This window comes from Shewanella mesophila (assembly GCF_019457515.1).
In the GTDB taxonomy this organism is placed as follows: Bacteria; Pseudomonadota; Gammaproteobacteria; order Enterobacterales; family Shewanellaceae; genus Shewanella; species Shewanella mesophila.
In genome coordinates this window covers 298120-321159 of the sequence record NZ_CP080421.1, presented here as the reverse complement: position 1 = coordinate 321159, position 23040 = coordinate 298120, and the positions used below count along the sequence as shown (strand labels likewise).

The following is a 23040-nucleotide window of genomic DNA, read 5'->3' as shown; positions in this document are numbered from 1 at the left end:
CACCTCCGCTAAAAAACTCTCTTTTAGGTCACTTTTCTTACCAATTCCACCGCATTTGACTCTAAATCAAAGCCAACCACACTTACTACAGACAAATAAACAAATAGGCTAATTGGCTAGAGTGTAACTAGTGTAATAGCGCTCTAGATCTACCCTAAGTAAAGCGAGAAATGATTATGGGTGCATCAATCACAACACAGGACGCGGTAGTTGTTAATCTTGTCGGTCAACTCAAGGTTAAAGATGAACAGGGAAATATCAGAGATGTCAAAATTGGCGACGTTATCCGATCTGGTGAACAGCTGATTTTTTCCCCACAAGCTAAATTCAACTTAGAGTATGAAGATGGCACATTAACAACTCAGGCAAATCTACTTGAGCAAACTCCATCTCAAGAAACAGCCAGCAATTCAGGCGATACCGATTCGGCAAATCAGCTAACTGATGTGCCCGTTGCTCTCGATCCCGAAATTGCAGCGTTACAAGCGCAAATTCTAGCTGGAGATGATCCAACTCAAGGATTACCAGAAACCGCGGCTGGTGCTGGTACCGCTGGTAACGAAGGCGGCTCTGACTTTGTCACCTTAGGGCGTACTGGAGATGAGACTCTCGCAGGCGCGGGTTGGGACACGGCTGGTTTTACTCTAGCGGCAGATACCCCACCAGAAACAGTAATTATACCGGAACAAACGTTCGCGGCACCGACATTGACCTCTGCAAGCTTTTCCATTTTTGAAGCGAACCTCCCACAAGGTAGCGATCCATCGTCATTATTGACGAAACTCGCAGCAAACATTCAGGCGAATGCAGAAGCTGGTATCGCCAGCCTAACGATCAATGGAATCGATATTATCAACAATGGCCAATTTGCAGGCCCCATCGTTATTAATACCGAAAATGGCGTGTTGACCATTACCGGATTTGACAGTTCAACAGGTCAGTTTGTCTATGATTACACGCTCAATTCGAGTGTCGATCATAGTGCTAGTGACCAACTGCAATTTGTATTCAATATCGAATTGGTTGACGGTGCAGGTAATGTGGCCAACGGTAGCATTACCGTTAATGTTATTGACGACCAGCCCGAAGGTTTCGCCGACACCAACAGTGTAACAGAAGATAGTCCGGCACAAATTGCAGGAAATTTACTGGCTAATGACACCTTAGGTGCCGATTCGGCAGAAGTTACCGCAATCACTAACGCACAAGGCACATCTGTCGCCGTTTCAACATCGAATACCATTCAAGGTGAATTCGGTTTACTAACGATTTTTACCGATGGTAGCTATACCTATCAGCTAAACAATGACTCTTCTGATGTCCAGTCATTAGCCTTAGGTGAGCAAGTCATTGAAAGCTTTAACTACCTACTAACCGACAATGACGGCGACTCAGTACTAGTTCCACTAACGATCACTATTACTGGCACTAATGATATCCCCATCATCACACCGCCATCAGGCGGAGAAGGAAATCAAGATTATGATGCAGGAACAGTTATCGAAGCGGGTAATGAAGATGATGGAACTGTTGTGTCAGGTATCGCAACAGTTAGCGGAATCCTAGAAGCCACAGATGCCGATATCGGCGCAGTGCTAAGCTGGAGCTTCACGCCTGAAATCACTAACACCACCGACTATGGTATCTTTAGTATTAATGCCGATACTGGAGAGTGGATCTACACCTTAGATAATGCCTTAGCCGACAGCTTAGCTGAAGGTCAGAGCGCCGAAGAAACCTTCTTAGTCACCGTCACCGATGAATTCGGGGCTACCGATACGCAAGTGGTGACAATTACCATTCAAGGCACTAACGACAGTCCAATCTTATTCCTTGATGAAAGTGACAGTGCTAGCGGCACTGTGATTGAGGCAGGTAATGCCGATAATGGAAACGTAATTAACGGTGTGAACAGCATCTCCGGTACCTTGTCGGTCAGTGATGTCGATGTCAAAGTCAGTGGTGACCCCAGCTGGAGCTTCGCACCAGAAGTAACTAACTCCACTAACTACGGTACCTTCAGTATTGATGCCAATACTGGGGAGTGGACCTACACCTTAGATAATGCCTTAGCCAACAGTTTGGCTGAAGGTCAGAGCGCCGTAGAAACATTCTTAGTCACCGTAACCGATGAATTCGGGGCTATCGATACGCAAGTGGTGACAATTACCATTCAAGGCACCAACGATGCGCCAGAAACCTATGACCTCGTCGCCTCTGGCCCGGAAGATACCAGCGTTGTTATACCTGAATTAAGCGGTAGTGACCTCGATGGTTCAGTGGTCAGCTTTGTAATTGATAGCTTACCTGATAACGGCATACTCATGCTTAACGGCGAAGCCGTTACCTTAGGCATGACTATTTTGGTTGCAGATGCCAATGTAATCACCTTTATCCCTAATGAAGATTGGAATGGCCAAACCACCTTTACCTATCATGCTATCGACAACGATGGTTTAGCCGACAGTACACCAGCTACCGTGACCATTACTGTAACCCCAGTTAACGATGGGCCTTTTGCTGAAGATGACAGCTTCAGTATTAATGAAGGCGCCTTAGCGCAAGGGAATGTTATTACCCATAACGATGGCGATAATCTGGTCGACAGCGATGGCGGCGACGGCGGAACACTCGTTGTCACCGAAGTGAATGGCATTGCGCTTGTCTTTGACGTTGACGGATGGAGTCAAGACTTCACGATTGATGGCGGTACCTTGCGCATCAAAGCAGACGGTACCTTTGAATATCAACACGATGGCTCGGATCCTACTCAAACACCGCCAAGTTTTGAGTACACCTTAAGCGATGGCACCGATACTGATACCGCTACCGTGACCATTACCGTAACCCCAGTTAACGATGGGCCTTTTGCTGAAGATGACAGCTTCAGTATTAATGAAGGCGCCTTAGCGCAAGGGAATGTTATTACCCATAACGATGGCGATAATTTGGTCGACAGCGATGGCGGCGACGGCGGAACACTCGTTGTCACCGAAGTGAATGGCATTGCGCTTGTCTTTGACGTTGACGGATGGAGTCAAGACTTCACGATTGATGGCGGTACCTTGCGCATCAAAGCAGACGGTACCTTTGAATATCAACACGATGGCTCGGACCCTACTCAAACACCGCCAAGTTTTGAGTACACCTTAAGCGATGGCACCGATACTGATACCGCTACCGTGACCATTACCGTAACCCCAGTTAACGATGGGCCTTTTGCTGAAGATGACAGCTTCAGTATTAATGAAGGCGCCTTAGCGCAAGGGAATGTTATTACCCATAACGATGGCGATAATTTGGTCGACAGCGATGGCGGCGACGGCGGAACACTCGTTGTCACCGAAGTGAATGGCATTGCGCTTGTCTTTGACGTTGACGGATGGAGTCAAGACTTCACGATTGATGGCGGTACCTTGCGCATCAAAGCAGACGGTACCTTTGAATATCAACACGATGGCTCGGACCCTACTCAAACACCGCCAAGTTTTGAGTACACCTTAAGCGATGGCACCGATACTGATACCGCTACCGTGACCATTACCGTAACCCCAGTTAACGATGGGCCTTTTGCTGAAGATGACAGCTTCAGTATTAATGAAGGCGCCTTAGCGCAAGGGAATGTTATTACCCATAACGATGGCGATAATTTGGTCGACAGCGATGGCGGCGACGGCGGAACACTCGTTGTCACCGAAGTGAATGGCATTGCGCTTGTCTTTGACGTTGACGGATGGAGTCAAGACTTCACGATTGATGGCGGTACCTTGCGCATCAAAGCAGACGGTACCTTTGAATATCAACACGATGGCTCGGACCCTACTCAAACACCGCCAAGTTTTGAGTACACCTTAAGCGATGGCACCGATACTGATACCGCTACCGTGACCATTACCGTAACCCCAGTTAACGATGGGCCTTTTGCTGAAGATGACAGCTTCAGTATTAATGAAGGCGCCTTAGCGCAAGGGAATGTTATTACCCATAACGATGGCGATAATTTGGTCGACAGCGATGGCGGCGACGGCGGAACACTCGTTGTCACCGAAGTGAATGGCATTGCGCTTGTCTTTGACGTTGACGGATGGAGTCAAGACTTCACGATTGATGGCGGTACCTTGCGCATCAAAGCAGACGGTACCTTTGAATATCAACACGATGGCTCGGACCCTACTCAAACACCGCCAAGTTTTGAGTACACCTTAAGCGATGGCACCGATACTGATACCGCTACCGTGACCATTACCGTAACCCCAGTTAACGATGGGCCTTTTGCTGAAGATGACAGCTTCAGTATTAATGAAGGCGCCTTAGCGCAAGGGAATGTTATTACCCATAACGATGGCGATAATTTGGTCGACAGCGATGGCGGCGACGGCGGAACACTCGTTGTCACCGAAGTGAATGGCATTGCGCTTGTCTTTGACGTTGACGGATGGAGTCAAGACTTCACGATTGATGGCGGTACCTTGCGCATCAAAGCAGACGGTACCTTTGAATATCAACACGATGGCTCGGACCCTACTCAAACACCGCCAAGTTTTGAGTACACCTTAAGCGATGGCACCGATACTGATACCGCTACCGTGACCATTACCGTAACCCCAGTTAACGATGGGCCTTTTGCTGAAGATGACAGCTTCAGTATTAATGAAGGCGCCTTAGCGCAAGGGAATGTTATTACCCATAACGATGGCGATAATTTGGTCGACAGCGATGGCGGCGACGGCGGAACACTCGTTGTCACCGAAGTGAATGGCATTGCGCTTGTCTTTGACGTTGACGGATGGAGTCAAGACTTCACGATTGATGGCGGTACCTTGCGCATCAAAGCAGACGGTACCTTTGAATATCAACACGATGGCTCGGACCCTACTCAAACACCGCCAAGTTTTGAGTACACCTTAAGCGATGGCACCGATACTGATACCGCTACCGTGACCATTACCGTAACCCCAGTTAACGATGGGCCTTTTGCTGAAGATGACAGCTTCAGTATTAATGAAGGCGCCTTAGCGCAAGGGAATGTTATTACCCATAACGATGGCGATAATTTGGTCGACAGCGATGGCGGCGACGGCGGAACACTCGTTGTCACCGAAGTGAATGGCATTGCGCTTGTCTTTGACGTTGACGGATGGAGTCAAGACTTCACGATTGATGGCGGTACCTTGCGCATCAAAGCAGACGGTACCTTTGAATATCAACACGATGGCTCGGACCCTACTCAAACACCGCCAAGTTTTGAGTACACCTTAAGCGATGGCACCGATACTGATACCGCTACCGTGACCATTACCGTAACCCCAGTTAACGATGGGCCTTTTGCTGAAGATGACAGCTTCAGTATTAATGAAGGCGCCTTAGCGCAAGGGAATGTTATTACCCATAACGATGGCGATAATTTGGTCGACAGCGATGGCGGCGACGGCGGAACACTCGTTGTCACCGAAGTGAATGGCATTGCGCTTGTCTTTGACGTTGACGGATGGAGTCAAGACTTCACGATTGATGGCGGTACCTTGCGCATCAAAGCAGACGGTACCTTTGAATATCAACACGATGGCTCGGACCCTACTCAAACACCGCCAAGTTTTGAGTACACCTTAAGCGATGGCACCGATACTGATACCGCTACCGTGACCATTACCGTAACCCCAGTTAACGATGGGCCTTTTGCTGAAGATGACAGCTTCAGTATTAATGAAGGCGCCTTAGCGCAAGGGAATGTTATTACCCATAACGATGGCGATAATTTGGTCGACAGCGATGGCGGCGACGGCGGAACACTCGTTGTCACCGAAGTGAATGGCATTGCGCTTGTCTTTGACGTTGACGGATGGAGTCAAGACTTCACGATTGATGGCGGTACCTTGCGCATCAAAGCAGACGGTACCTTTGAATATCAACACGATGGCTCGGACCCTACTCAAACACCGCCAAGTTTTGAGTACACCTTAAGCGATGGCACCGATACTGATACCGCTACCGTGACCATTACCGTAACCCCAGTTAACGACCTGCCCGTAATTAACGCAGGTTCAACAGTTGTATCTGAAGAAGGCTTATCGGCTGGCATTATAGATAATATCGGCGATCCTTCTGATGAAACTGATCTAAAAACCAATGACGGCGTGATTACCTTTACAGATCCTGATGCCACTGACAGCAGTGCTTTTGCCATTTCATTGTCAGGCCCAAGCATAGGTGTGTATTCCGATGGACAGTTAGTCAGTTGGAGTTGGAATAGTCAAACCAACACTCTCACTGGCTCAGTTGATAACACTGCGATCATGACTATAGTGCTTGGCTCTGTAACTGGGGATACATCTGGTTATAGTGTGGCTTATACAGTTAACCTTTTAGGTCCTGTAGATCATGCACTTAACAGCATTGAAGATATTATGCAGTTAAACTTTGGGGTCACAATTAATGATGATTCAGCTGATGTATCAACAACCTTTAGTGTCACTGTTGAAGATGACTCGGGAGTAGACGAAGTTGACGAATCATTAGTACATGATATTTCCCATAGCATAGGTAGTACTGTCACAGCAGACCTATTTAACCCTGGTGCTGATGATTTCGGAAGTGTCAATTTCGAACTCATTACGACTGGTTTACAGCACGACGGTTACGATCTTGTTTACACAATGAATGGCAACACATTGACTGCTACTGCTAACGGTGTGGATGTATTTACGTTAACTGCTGTATTAGATGCTGATGGTCATTACGACTATCAGTTTGTACTACTTCAGGAAGTAGACCAAGAAGCGGTAATTGACTACAACATAGGTTCGGCGCCAGCAGGTAATAACCTAACTTATTATGTTGATTTTGACGGTTCAATTTATGCTCAAAATGGACAGGCTACTAGTGTTATCTCAACAATTACAGGATACACGAACGGTATTTCTTCTCAAATTAACTCTAATAGTCACGGCATTGGAGTGGGGCCGCAGACCTCCATCAGCGAAAATGAGTCAATTAAAATTGAATATGGTGTAGATGGTACCTCTTTATTAGCCATTGATTTGGGAACTAATAACAACGGTAACCATACAGGATCAGCTAACATTCAATACATAATTACTTATTCAGACAACTCAACAAAAGTCGTCGATATAACAACTACCAACGGTGTGTTTTTAATTGAAGAATTAGAGCACAATGGTTTGTCAATTATGTCGATTGAGATCTTCCACGTTAGTGGAGAAGATTTCCAAATCAACGGATTATCCTCTTCTGGCGTAGTATTCAATACTCCTATCGACCTTGAGTTTGCATACACTGCCACTGATAATGATGGCGATGCAATACCATTTACTAATGACAATAACGGCCATTTTTACATCACACTTACTCCTGATAACTACGTACCTAACGCAATCGACAATGCATACAAGGTCGATAGCGGAGGAATAATTAGCTCCAATGTAATAACTGATGACACAGGATCAGGCTCTGATACCGATGCTAATGGAGATAACCTCAAAGTTACCCATATCAATGGTGCAGAACTCACGTTTGTTAATGGGGTTGCCACTGTTAATGTTGCAGGAGGAGTGTTAACTATTCAAGAAGATGGTAGCTATACCTATCAGCATAATGGTAATAGCTCAGCCCCAGTTAGATTTACTTATGAAATAAGTGATGGCAATGGTGGAACAGATTCTGCCGCTGTTGATATTGAAATATTCAATCACCAGACATTAAATCCTGGCGATGATACACATCAGGGCAGTGACGGTAATGATCTGATTGTTAGCGACACCACAAGCATTATCCCAGGTGAAAACTACAATATCGCTTTTCTCATAGATACCTCTGGTAGCATGGGGAATTCAGGTGTGAATACTGCAAGATCACAAATACTCAGCGTTATCGAACAATTAATTACGAATGCGAATCTGCCTAATTCAGGAAGCGTAAATGTTTTATTAGTTGATTTCGCCAGTTCGGCTCAAACACTTATCTCTATAGACTTAACGGCAAATGATGCCTTAGCGCAGATAAGCACCGCAATGGCTTCGATGAGCAGTGGAGGGCAAACTAATTACTATGCCGCCTTTAACGAGGTTTACGATTGGTTTGCAACTGGATTGGCATCTCAAAATAGCGGCAGCAACCTCACGTACTTCATTACTGATGGAAGACCAACTTCCGATGGAGGTATACCTGGTAGCAGCTACCAGAACGGGTTAGCTGCATTCAACTTGCTAAGTGCATTATCAATCATACAAGCAATCGGACTTGGCAATAACATCAATACTAACATACTTGAAGACTTCGACTCTGATGGGCAAGTCCTAAATAATGTTGACGTGAGTAACTTAGCCGATGCAATTCTTCAATCTAGCCTTCTTCCTGGTAATGATGTCATCACAGCTGGTGAGGGGCACGATATAGTATTTGGTGACTTAGCTCAATTTACAGGAATTAGCACTCAAGGATACGATGCCTTAAAAGAATATGTGGCAACTCAAACGAATATTGATATCAATGATATTAGCGACGTTGAGATACACGGCTACATATCTGAGCATACTGAAGAGTTTGATATATCAGGAGCAGACGATGGCAGCGATACTATCTATGGAGGTAACGGTAACGACATCTTATTTGGACAAGGTGACAACGATATTCTTATTGGTGGTGTAGGTAGCGACATACTAATTGGTGGTACTGGCAGCGATACGATGGATGCCGGAGTCGATACAGACAGAGACACTTTTGTGTGGAATCTCGGGTCAGCTGATGGCAGCACCGATACCCTTGTTAATTTTGACGTAAATTACGACGCTTTAGATCTTTCAAGTATCCTAATTGATGAGGAGACAGGCAACTTTAGTCTGGATGAATATCTAGAATTTAACTTTAGCGGTGGTAATACAGGAATTTCTGTTGATGCAAATCACGACGGTTTAACCGACTTGATCATCATTGTAGAGAACGTTGACCTGACAGCAAATAACTCACTTAGTGATAATCAGGTCATTAGTAACTTACTTAACAATGAAAATCTAATTATAGATACAATACCTTAAGATCTAATATATAAATATCACAATAGAAGGCCAGACTACGCACCAAAGAATGTTTGGCCTTTTTATTTCCTTCTGTTAAACGTTTAGACCTATTCCCATACTTAAGCATGACCTTCCCGTCAAAAAATTGACCATTGTCAACATCGCTGTTAACATCTCATTCTTGGCGAAAAAGTACGCTAACAATTGCAGCCAGTTGGTTACGATTGTATTTAATTAATCTGCGGGGGCAGGAATGAAATCACTAGTTACAGCTAAAAACGGACACGTCACAAATACTCAAGGAAATGTATCAATTCAATCTGATACAGGAAGTAAAGTTGCTAATGTTGGAGACTACGTTCCTGCTGGTACAAAGGTTTCAATCCCTGATGAATCTACGCTTGAGATCGCATACCAAGATGGTAGTACGTATAACAGTTCTGAATTGTCAGCCAATGAAATAAACGTAGCAGATACCGATGCTCTAAATGAAATCGAGCAATTGCAAGCACTGATTGCTGCTGGTGATGATCCAACCCAATCCTTACCAGAAACGGCCTCAGGTGGAACCCAAGGTAATGAAGGCGGTTCCGATTTTGTTTCTCTAGCTCGAACAGGTGCCCAGACGTTAGCAGAATCAGGTTATAGCTCAAGCCTAGTTCCACAAGAACAAACTGTAATTAATCAAACAAGCATTCCAAACGATGAAACCCCCACCATCGCAATTAATGACAGCAATACCATTGCAGAAGACACCGTCGCCACTGGCAACGTATTAGATAACGATAGTGATATCGACAGCGACCTATCAGTGGTCAGCCTCACCGTTAACGGCGAAACCGTTGCAGCAGGCACTACGGTTGAGGTAGAAGGCGGCTCATTAGTCATCAACACCGATGGCTCATACACCTTTACCCCGAATGATAACTGGAACGGCAGCGTTCCGGTGATCACTTACACCACCAATACCGGTGCAAGTGCAACCTTAACCATTGAAGTGACGCCAGTTGATGATGCCTCAGTGTTGGCCAACGACAGCAACACGATTGCAGAAGATACCCTCGCCACCGGCAACGTACTGGATAACGACAGTGATATCGACAGCGACCTGTCCGTCGTTAGCTTCACCGTTAACGGCGAAACCGTTGCAGCAGGCACTACGGTTGAGGTAGAAGGCGGCTCATTAGTCATCAACGCCGATGGCACCTACACCTTTACCCCGAATGACAACTGGAACGGCAGCGTTCCGGTGATCACTTACACCACCAATACTGGTGCAAGTGCAACCTTAACCATTGAAGTGACGCCAGTTGATGATGCCTCAGTGTTGGCCAACGACAGCAACACGATCGCGGAAGATACCCTCGCCACCGGCAACGTACTGGATAACGACAGCGATATCGACAGCGAACTGTCCGTCGTTAGCTTCACAGTTAACGGCGAAACCGTCAGCGCGGGCACCACAGTTGAAGTGGAAGGCGGCTCATTAGTCATCAACACCGATGGCACCTACACCTTTACCCCGAATGACAACTGGAACGGCAGCGTTCCGGTGATCACTTACACCACCAATACTGGTGCAAGTGCAACCTTAACCATTGAGGTCACCCCTGTTGATGATGCCTCAGTGTTGGCCAACGACAGCAACACGATTGCGGAAGATACCCTCGCCACCGGCAACGTACTGGATAACGACAGCGATATCGACAGCGAACTGTCCGTCGTTAGCTTCACCGTTAACGGCGAAACCGTCAGCGCGGGCACCACAGTTGAAGTGGAAGGCGGCTCATTAGTCATCAACACCGATGGCTCATACACCTTTACCCCGAATGATAACTGGAACGGCAGCGTTCCGGTGATCACTTACACCACCAATACTGGTGCAAGTGCAACCTTAACCATTGAAGTGACGCCAGTTGATGATGCCTCAGTGTTGGCCAACGACAGCAACACGATTGCAGAAGATACCCTCGCCACCGGCAACGTACTGGATAACGACAGTGATATCGACAGCGACCTGTCCGTCGTTAGCTTCACCGTTAACGGCGAAACCGTTGCAGCAGGCACTACGGTTGAGGTAGAAGGCGGCTCATTAGTCATCAACGCCGATGGCACCTACACCTTTACCCCTAATGACAACTGGAACGGCAGCGTTCCGGTGATCACTTACACCACCAATACCGGTGCAAGTGCAACCTTAACCATTGAGGTCACCCCTGTTGATGATGCCTCAGTGTTGGCCAACGACAGCAACACGATTGCAGAAGATACCCTCGCCACCGGCAACGTACTGGATAACGACAGTGATATCGACAGCGACTTGTCAGTGGTTAGCTTCACCGTTAACAGCGAAACCGTCAACGCAGGCACCACCGTCGAGCTAGAAGGCGGCAGCGTCGTCATCAACGCCGATGGCACCTACACCTTTACCCCTAATGACAACTGGAACGGTAGCGTTCCTGTGATCACTTACACCACCAATACTGGTGCAAGTGCAACCTTAACCATTGAAGTCACCCCTGTTGACGATGCACCAACTATTGATGTGGTTGCCAATGACTTTACTGAAAACAGTGCTGTCGCTGGCGACGTCGCCGCCACCTACACCACCTTTGATGAAGACGGTGATGCTCTGACGGTAGACTTCACGCTAGGCACTAACAATGACGGCTATTACGCCCTCGTGAATGGTGTTGTCGTACTGACCCAAGCCGGTGCTGATCTCATTAACAACGGCGGTACCTTACCTGCTATCGACTTGACCGTGTCCGATGGGCTATTGACGGGTCAAGACAGTGACACTCCGGTGATCACAACGACTAACGATGCACCAACTATTGATGTGGTTGCCAATGACTTTACTGAAAACAGTGCTGTCGCTGGCGACGTCGCCGCCACCTACACCACCTTTGATGAAGACGGTGATGCTCTGACGGTAGACTTCACGCTAGGCACTAACAATGACGGCTATTACGCCCTCGTGAATGGTGTTGTCGTACTGACCCAAGCCGGCGCTGATCTCATTAACAACGGCGGTACCTTACCTGCTATCGACTTGACCGTGTCCGATGGGCTATTGACGGGTCAAGACAGTGACACTCCGGTGATCACAACGACTAACGATGCACCAACTATTGATGTGGTTGCCAATGACTTTACTGAAAACAGTGCTGTCGCTGGCGACGTCGCCGCCACCTACACCACCTTTGATGAAGACGGTGATGCTCTGACGGTAGACTTCACGCTAGGCACTAACAATGACGGCTATTACGCCCTCGTGAATGGTGTTGTCGTACTGACCCAAGCCGGTGCTGATCTCATTAACAACGGCGGTACCTTACCTGCTATCGACTTGACCGTGTCCGATGGGCTATTGACGGGTCAAGACAGTGACACTCCGGTGATCACAACGACTAACGATGCACCAACTATTGATGTGGTTGCCAATGACTTTACTGAAAACAGTGCTGTCGCTGGCGACGTCGCCGCCACCTACACCACCTTTGATGAAGACGGTGATGCTCTGACGGTAGACTTCACGCTAGGCACTAACAATGACGGCTATTACGCCCTCGTGAATGGTGTTGTCGTACTGACCCAAGCCGGCGCTGATCTCATTAACAACGGCGGTACCTTACCTGCTATCGACTTGACCGTGTCCGATGGGCTATTGACGGGTCAAGACAGTGACACTCCGGTGATCACAACGACTAACGATGCACCAACTATTGATGTGGTTGCCAATGACTTTACTGAAAACAGTGCTGTCGCTGGCGACGTCGCCGCCACCTACACCACCTTTGATGAAGACGGTGATGCTCTGACGGTAGACTTCACGCTAGGCACTAACAATGACGGCTATTACGCCCTCGTGAATGGTGTTGTCGTACTGACCCAAGCCGGCGCTGATCTCATTAACAACGGCGGTACCTTACCTGCTATCGACTTGACCGTGTCCGATGGGCTATTGACGGGTCAAGACAGTGACACTCCGGTGATCACAACAACTAACGATGCACCAACTATTGATGTGGTTGCCAATGACTTTACTGAAAACAGTGCTGTCGCTGGCGACGTCGCCGCCACCTACACCACCTTTGATGAAGACGGTGATGCTCTGACGGTAGACTTCACGCTAGGCACTAACAATGACGGCTATTACGCCCTCGTGAATGGTGTTGTCGTACTGACCCAAGCCGGCGCTGATCTCATTAACAACGGCGGTACCTTACCTGCTATCGACTTGACCGTGTCCGATGGGCTATTGACGGGTCAAGACAGTGACACTCCGGTGATCACAACAACTAACGATGCACCAACTATTGATGTGGTTGCCAATGACTTTACTGAAAACAGTGCTGTCGCTGGCGACGTCGCCGCCACCTACACCACCTTTGATGAAGACGGTGATGCTCTGACGGTAGACTTCACGCTAGGCACTAACAATGACGGCTATTACGCCCTCGTGAATGGTGTTGTCGTACTGACCCAAGCCGGTGCTGATCTCATTAACAACGGCGGTACCTTACCTGCTATCGACTTGACCGTGTCCGATGGGCTATTGACGGGTCAAGACAGTGACACTCCGGTGATCACAACGACTAACGATGCACCAACTATTGATGTGGTTGCCAATGACTTTACTGAAAACAGTGCTGTCGCTGGCGACGTCGCCGCCACCTACACCACCGTTGATGAAGACGGTGATGCTCTGACGGTAGACTTCACGCTAGGCACTAACAATGACGGCTATTACGCCCTCGTGAATGGTGTTGTCGTACTGACCCAAGCCGGTGCTGATCTCATTAACAACGGCGGTACCTTACCTGCTATCGACTTGACCGTGTCCGATGGGCTATTGACGGGTCAAGACAGTGACACTCCGGTGATCACAACGACTAACGATGCACCAACTATTGATGTGGTTGCCAATGACTTTACTGAAAACAGTGCTGTCGCTGGCGACGTCGCCGCCACCTACACCACCTTTGATGAAGACGGTGATGCTCTGACGGTAGACTTCACGCTAGGCACTAACAATGACGGCTATTACGCCCTCGTGAATGGTGTTGTCGTACTGACCCAAGCCGGTGCTGATCTCATTAACAACGGCGGTACCTTACCTGCTATCGACTTGACCGTGTCCGATGGGCTATTGACGGGTCAAGACAGTGACACTCCGGTGATCACAACGACTAACGATGCACCAACTATTGATGTGGTTGCCAATGACTTTACTGAAAACAGTGCTGTCGCTGGCGACGTCGCCGCCACCTACACCACCTTTGATGAAGACGGTGATGCTCTGACGGTAGACTTCACGCTAGGCACTAACAATGACGGCTATTACGCCCTCGTGAATGGTGTTGTCGTACTGACCCAAGCCGGTGCTGATCTCATTAACAACGGCGGTACCTTACCTGCTATCGACTTGACCGTGTCCGATGGGCTATTGACGGGTCAAGACAGTGACACTCCGGTGATCACAACGACTAACGATGCACCAACTATTGATGTGGTTGCCAATGACTTTACTGAAAACAGTGCTGTCGCTGGCGACGTCGCCGCCACCTACACCACCTTTGATGAAGACGGTGATGCTCTGACGGTAGACTTCACGCTAGGCACTAACAATGACGGCTATTACGCCCTCGTGAATGGTGTTGTCGTACTGACCCAAGCCGGCGCTGATCTCATTAACAACGGCGGTACCTTACCTGCTATCGACTTGACCGTGTCCGATGGGCTATTGACGGGTCAAGACAGTGACACTCCGGTGATCACAACAACTAACGATGCACCAACTATTGATGTGGTTGCCAATGACTTTACTGAAAACAGTGCTGTCGCTGGCGACGTCGCCGCCACCTACACCACCTTTGATGAAGACGGTGATGCTCTGACGGTAGACTTCACGCTAGGCACTAACAATGACGGCTATTACGCCCTCGTGAATGGTGTTGTCGTACTGACCCAAGCCGGTGCTGATCTCATTAACAACGGCGGTACCTTACCTGCTATCGACTTGACCGTGTCCGATGGGCTATTGACGGGTCAAGACAGTGACACTCCGGTGATCACAACGACTAACGATGCACCAACTATTGATGTGGTTGCCAATGACTTTACTGAAAACAGTGCTGTCGCTGGCGACGTCGCCGCCACCTACACCACCTTTGATGAAGACGGTGATGCTCTGACGGTAGACTTCACGCTAGGCACTAACAATGACGGCTATTACGCCCTCGTGAATGGTGTTGTCGTACTGACCCAAGCCGGTGCTGATCTCATTAACAACGGCGGTACCTTACCTGCTATCGACTTGACCGTGTCCGATGGGCTATTGACGGGTCAAGACAGTGACACTCCGGTGATCACAACGACTAACGATGCACCAACTATTGATGTGGTTGCCAATGACTTTACTGAAAACAGTGCTGTCGCTGGCGACGTCGCCGCCACCTACACCACCGTTGATGAAGACGGTGATGCTCTGACGGTAGACTTCACGCTAGGCACTAACAATGACGGCTATTACGCCCTCGTGAATGGTGTTGTCGTACTGACCCAAGCCGGTGCTGATCTCATTAACAACGGCGGTACCTTACCTGCTATCGACTTGACCGTGTCCGATGGGCTATTGACGGGTCAAGACAGTGACACTCCGGTGATCACAACGACTAACGATGCACCAACTATTGATGTGGTTGCCAATGACTTTACTGAAAACAGTGCTGTCGCTGGCGACGTCGCCGCCACCTACACCACCTTTGATGAAGACGGTGATGCTCTGACGGTAGACTTCACGCTAGGCACTAACAATGACGGCTATTACGCCCTCGTGAATGGTGTTGTCGTACTGACCCAAGCCGGCGCTGATCTCATTAACAACGGCGGTACCTTACCTGCTATCGACTTGACCGTGTCCGATGGGCTATTGACGGGTCAAGACAGTGACACTCCGGTGATCACAACGACTAACGATGCACCAACTATTGATGTGGTTGCCAATGACTTTACTGAAAACAGTGCTGTCGCTGGCGACGTCGCCGCCACCTACACCACCTTTGATGAAGACGGTGATGCTCTGACGGTAGACTTCACGCTAGGCACTAACAATGACGGCTATTACGCCCTCGTGAATGGTGTTGTCGTACTGACCCAAGCCGGTGCTGATCTCATTAACAACGGCGGTACCTTACCTGCTATCGACTTGACCGTGTCCGATGGGCTATTGACGGGTCAAGACAGTGACACTCCGGTGATCACAACGACTAACGATGCACCAACTATTGATGTGGTTGCCAATGACTTTACTGAAAACAGTGCTGTCGCTGGCGACGTCGCCGCCACCTACACCACCGTTGATGAAGACGGTGATGCTCTGACGGTAGACTTCACGCTAGGCACTAACAATGACGGCTATTACGCCCTCGTGAATGGTGTTGTCGTACTGACCCAAGCCGGCGCTGATCTCATTAACAACGGCGGTACCTTACCTGCTATCGACTTGACCGTGTCCGATGGGCTATTGACGGGTCAAGACAGTGACACTCCGGTGATCACAACGACTAACGATGCACCAACTATTGATGTGGTTGCCAATGACTTTACTGAAAACAGTGCTGTCGCTGGCGACGTCGCCGCCACCTACACCACCTTTGATGAAGACGGTGATGCTCTGACGGTAGACTTCACGCTAGGCACTAACAATGACGGCTATTACGCCCTCGTGAATGGTGTTGTCGTACTGACCCAAGCCGGTGCTGATCTCATTAACAACGGCGGTACCTTACCTGCTATCGACTTGACCGTGTCCGATGGGCTATTGACGGGTCAAGACAGTGACACTCCGGTGATCACAACGACTAACGATGCACCAACTATTGATGTGGTTGCCAATGACTTTACTGAAAACAGTGCTGTCGCTGGCGACGTCGCCGCCACCTACACCACCTTTGATGAAGACGGTGATGCTCTGACGGTAGACTTCACGCTAGGCACTAACAATGACGGCTATTACGCCCTCGTGAATGGTGTTGTCGTACTGACCCAAGCCGGCGCTGATCTCATTAACAACGGCGGTACCTTACCTGCTATCGACTTGACCGTGTCCGATGGGCTATTGACGGGTCAAGACAGTGACACTCCGGTGATCACAACGACTAACGATGCACCAACTATTGATGTGGTTGCCAATGACTTTACTGAAAACAGTGCTGTCGCTGGCGACGTCGCCGCCACCTACACCACCTTTGATGAAGACGGTGATGCTCTGACGGTAGACTTCACGCTAGGCACTAACAATGACGGCTATTACGCCCTCGTGAATGGTGTTGTCGTACTGACCCAAGCCGGCGCTGATCTCATTAACAACGGCGGTACCTTACCCGCTATCGACTTGACCGTGTCCGATGGGCTATTGACGGGTCAAGACAGTGACACTCCGGTGATCACAACAACTAACGATGCACCAACTATTGATGTGGTTGCCAATGACTTTACTGAAAACAGTGCTGTCGCTGGCGACGTCGCCGCCACCTACACCACCGTTGATGAAGACGGTGATGCTCTGACGGTAGACTTCACGCTAGGCACTAACAATGACGGCTATTACGCCCTCGTGAATGGTGTTGTCGTACTGACCCAAGCCGGCGCTGATCTCATTAACAACGGCGGTACCTTACCTGCTATCGACTTGACCGTGTCCGATGGGCTATTGACGGGTCAAGACAGTGACACTCCGGTGATCACAACGACTAACGATGCACCAACTATTGATGTGGTTGCCAATGACTTTACTGAAAACAGTGCTGTCGCTGGCGACGTCGCCGCCACCTACACCACCTTTGATGAAGACGGTGATGCTCTGACGGTAGACTTCACGCTAGGCACTAACAATGACGGCTATTACGCCCTCGTGAATGGTGTTGTCGTACTGACCCAAGCCGGCGCTGATCTCATTAACAACGGCGGTACCTTACCTGCTATCGACTTGACCGTGTCCGATGGGCTATTGACGGGTCAAGACAGTGACACTCCGGTGATCACAACAACTAACGATGCACCAACTATTGATGTGGTTGCCAATGACTTTACTGAAAACAGTGCTGTCGCTGGCGACGTCGCCGCCACCTACACCACCTTTGATGAAGACGGTGATGCTCTGACGGTAGACTTCACGCTAGGCACTAACAATGACGGCTATTACGCCCTCGTGAATGGTGTTGTCGTACTGACCCAAGCCGGCGCTGATCTCATTAACAACGGCGGTACCTTACCTGCTATCGACTTGACCGTGTCCGATGGGCTATTGACGGGTCAAGACAGTGACACTCCGGTGATCACAACGACTAACGATGCACCAACTATTGATGTGGTTGCCAATGACTTTACTGAAAACAGTGCTGTCGCTGGCGACGTCGCCGCCACCTACACCACCTTTGATGAAGACGGTGATGCTCTGACGGTAGACTTCACGCTAGGCACTAACAATGACGGCTATTACGCCCTCGTGAATGGTGTTGTCGTACTGACCCAAGCCGGCGCTGATCTCATTAACAACGGCGGTACCTTACCTGCTATCGACTTGACCGTGTCCGATGGGCTATTGACGGGTCAAGACAGTGACACTCCGGTGATCACAACGACTAACGATGCACCAACTATTGATGTGGTTGCCAATGACTTTACTGAAAACAGTGCTGTCGCTGGCGACGTCGCCGCCACCTACACCACCTTTGATGAAGACGGTGATGCTCTGACGGTAGACTTCACGCTAGGCACTAACAATGACGGCTATTACGCCCTCGTGAATGGTGTTGTCGTACTGACCCAAGCCGGCGCTGATCTCATTAACAACGGCGGTACCTTACCTGCTATCGACTTGACCGTGTCCGATGGGCTATTGACGGGTCAAGACAGTGACACTCCGGTGATCACAACAACTAACGATGCACCAACTATTGATGTGGTTGCCAATGACTTTACTGAAAACAGTGCTGTCGCTGGCGACGTCGCCGCCACCTACACCACCTTTGATGAAGACGGTGATGCTCTGACGGTAGACTTCACGCTAGGCACTAACAATGACGGCTATTACGCCCTCGTGAATGGTGTTGTCGTACTGACCCAAACCGGCGCTGATCTCATTAACAACGGCGGTACCTTACCTGCTATCGACTTGACCGTGTCCGATGGGCTATTGACGGGTCAAGACAGTGACACTCCGGTGATCACAGCGACTAACGACACTCCAGTAATCACCTCAACGACCAATTCTCGTGTATCAGAAGAAGGTCTACCTGATGGTATTACTGATACTAGTGGTAATACTGACACGACTAACTCAGTTACTGCATCGGGGACGATTAACATTGATGATGCTGATGGCGATGCCCTTACAGTGTCACTATCTGGGCCAACAAACATAACGTCTAGCGGTGATAATGTTCAATGGTCTTGGGATGGTACAAATACCCTAACAGGATATGTTGGCACTATAGGTACAAGTTCTTATACTGCAGTGATGACGGTTGTCCTTACAGCTCCAGAGAATGGTTCTTCGGGAGCTTGGTCATATGACGTGACTCTGTTAGCTCCTGTTGATCACGCAGACACCGGTTCTGAAGATAACCTTTCACTCGATTTTGGCGTTACGGTCAGCGATGGCAACGGTGCTTCTGATATCGGCGATTTCACTGTAATAATTGAAGATGATGCTCCAGAAATCGCTGATGCTGCCGCTGTCGCTGTATCAGATACAGATATCCCTGATACGCTAGTTGGCAGCTTCTCATTTACTAATAGTAGCGGAAGCCATAGCTTACTCGATTTTGATGGGTTTACAGTCACTGCGAATGGGTTTACCTCCAGCACTAATTCAACGCTAACAGCATCTAACATATACGGTAATAGCAGCGGCATCGGTGTTCAAAGTGTTAACTCTCCATATCTTAACCTCGCGGGTGAAGTTGATTTTCGTCAGTTTGCAGATGGAACATCAGCATCAGAAGAGGTCATTATTACTCTAGATGCAGGTAAATTAGCTTATGGCGTTAATATTGAATTTAATAATATGTTTTTTGGAGGCGAACTAGAAGTTGGTGTTGTCGATTTTTATCGCGATGGACAGCTTGTAGGCTCGCAAACCTTTAGCTCGAATTCAAACAGCGGAGACTATGCCGAACGCTTTAACGTATTACAGGGTGGCTTTGATCAAATGGTGATTAGAGCGCTCGATAATGGCGTAAACAACTCCGGAGACAACAGCGATTTTGCCATCAAAGCGATTGAATTTTTAGGCTATGACGATATCGCTTTTGGTTATGCTACGGGCACGGTTGATACTAATTGGGGAGCCGACGGTAAGGGCTCTCTGGTCTTTGATGGAACTGATGAGAGTGGTCTATTTACTAGTGATGGCCAAAGTATTGTTACCTCTCTGTCTGGCAATACACTCTTAGGCCAAACAGATTCGGGCGAACTGGTATTTAAAGTCGAGTTCACCCCAAGCACTGGTCAATGGGAATTCTATCAATATAAAGCAATACTTTCGCCGAATGATGGACAGCTTGATTTCAATATAACTGCAACTGATGCCGATGGAGATAGCATCACTGGACACTTCGCAGTTATAGCTGCAGTAGATGACAACGTGTCATTTGGACAAGTAGAAAACCTTAACGTCGATGAATCAGCCTTAATTAGCGGTTCTGGTGCTGGTCAATTAACTGATAGTGGTGTACTGAACATTATTGCGAATGACGGTTTAGCAAAAATAGAAATCACAAACGGAAATGTAACGACAACGGTTACACTTTCCTCGTTATTAGCTGCGACGCCATCAACTCCTATAGTTATTGCTGCGGAACATGGCAGCTTAATTATAAATAGCTATAACAATGGCATTATTAGCTATAACTACTCATTAAGTGAAGCACAAACTCATAGCAATTCGGGTGTCGACATAATAAATGACAACTTTGCGATTACCGCCTTTGATATTGATGGAGATACCGCATTCACAACACTAACCACGAACATTTATGACGATATCGGTACCGCACACAATGATTTTAACTCTTTGAACGTTACAGTTGATTCGTTTTTTGTGAATGGGGTCGAAGCAGTCTGGACTTCCCATTCAGGAGGTCTATATGTCAATACTTTTGACGGATTTGATGGTGATGGCGGTGGAGGTAATGACAACGATAACGGTCACGATCAAATTCGCTGGGGCTCTACAAATGGACTTCAATCAGGATATGGCTTTATTGACAACGACGCAGCTTTAAATGGTGAGATACCATTAAATCAAGATATTGTATTGGGTACATTTACGCACTACAACTACCCTATATCTTCTGGCACAGCCATAACTGATGCAACAATGCAAATCACTTTCACAGTATTTGATGCATCTGGAGTTCCGGCACCAGTTACGATGGATATTGAGTTTAATCATAATGAAACACCAAACAGCGGCGATAACCCAGAAGATATCATTACGATAGGCAGTACCAATGTAACCTTTAACTACGAAGGAAATACATACACCATACAAGTCATTGGTTTTATGGATGACCAAGGAAACATTGTCCAGACTATTTATACTGACGAAAATGCTGCCACCAGTTATCAAGTTGTAGTTCGTATTGCCGAAGGTGACGGTTACTCTCTTCCATCAACAGAAGGTAATGTATTATCTAACGATATCACTGGTGCAGACACTGCAGTTTCAATCATTGGTGTTACGACTGGTGACGAAACATCGACAGGTACTTCTGGTAACGTAGCGGCTACAATACACGGTACTTATGGTAACTTAGTGCTCAATGCTGATGGTACCTACACCTATACAATAACGACTAATGCCAGTGATATTCCTAATGATGCAGTAGAGACCTTTACCTATACAATGCAAGACGGTGATGGTGATACATCAAGTGCTCTGTTGAGCATTAATGTCAACATTGTTGATGGGAATGGCGTGCCAATAATTGATGCCAAAAATATAGCTGCCGAGGGTTCATCTTTAAATGACGACTTTATCGTAATAAATGGTGAGAAAGGTAGTGCACAGGATCAACTAAACATTAACTTTGGCGGCAACAAAAGTGGTGTGATTACCAATGCCGAGGGCGATAAAGTATCAGCTTCTGGTGCCAACTTAACGAGTTATTCTAGTAGCAATAAACAAGTCGTTAGTAGTGGCGATGGTAACGATCATATAGAGACAGCAAAGGGCGATGATATCATTTATGCTGGAAAAACTGGTTCAGCAGGCTATGGAAGTGATAACGATCTAGAACTATCTATATCTGAAATACAAAACCATCACATAATGACAGGATCTCTGAAAGGTCATGACTCTATAGTTGATAACGACGGCATATTATTGGCAAATGATGTGGCCTCCCAAAAAGCCGATGTGGTGAACGGAGGTAGCGGAAATGATCATATTTATGGCCAATCTGGTTCTGATATTTTATATGGACATACTGGCAACGATCATATAGAGGGCGGAGATCATAATGACGGACTTCGTGGCGGAGCAGGTAACGATATCTTAGTTGGTGGACTTGGCGATGATGTTCTTCGTGGAGATAATGGTAGTGATATCTTTGTATGGCAACAAGGTGACACAGGCACCGACCATATAACTGACTTTAATGTTAATCAAGATAAGCTCGATCTAAGCGACCTATTGCAAGGTGAAGACACAGGTAATTTGGCAAATTATCTGCACTTTACCGTCGAAAATGGTTCAACAACTATTGAGGTCGATGCTAACGATGACGGTAATGTCGACCAAATGATCGTTCTTGATGGTGTGAATCTATTTGAGCAACTTGGTGTTAGTAGTGATGCTGAAGTGATCAACTCCCTGTTAAATAGTAATGGGGAAAGCGCACTGATTATTAGTGACGCATCGGCTAGCAGCAGTGCGACTGGAACTGAAACGTTCAACCCACTTAGCGACCATGATCAACTGCATAGTTTTTAG

At 47.8% G+C, this 23040-nt stretch carries 2 protein-coding genes; both read left to right on the top strand.

Translation table 11 applies throughout. The features are described from left to right. The first annotated feature begins 176 nt into the window (after positions 1-176). Positions 177-9050 carry a retention module-containing protein gene (locus K0I73_RS01460; RefSeq protein WP_220062792.1) on the top strand — a complete coding sequence of 2958 codons (8874 nt, stop codon included), beginning with the start codon at positions 177-179 and terminating at the stop codon, positions 9048-9050. A 235-nt stretch (positions 9051-9285) separates the two neighbouring features. Beyond that, positions 9286-23040, top strand: coding sequence for a cadherin-like domain-containing protein (locus K0I73_RS01455; RefSeq protein WP_220062791.1), 13755 nt, complete (start codon positions 9286-9288; stop codon positions 23038-23040).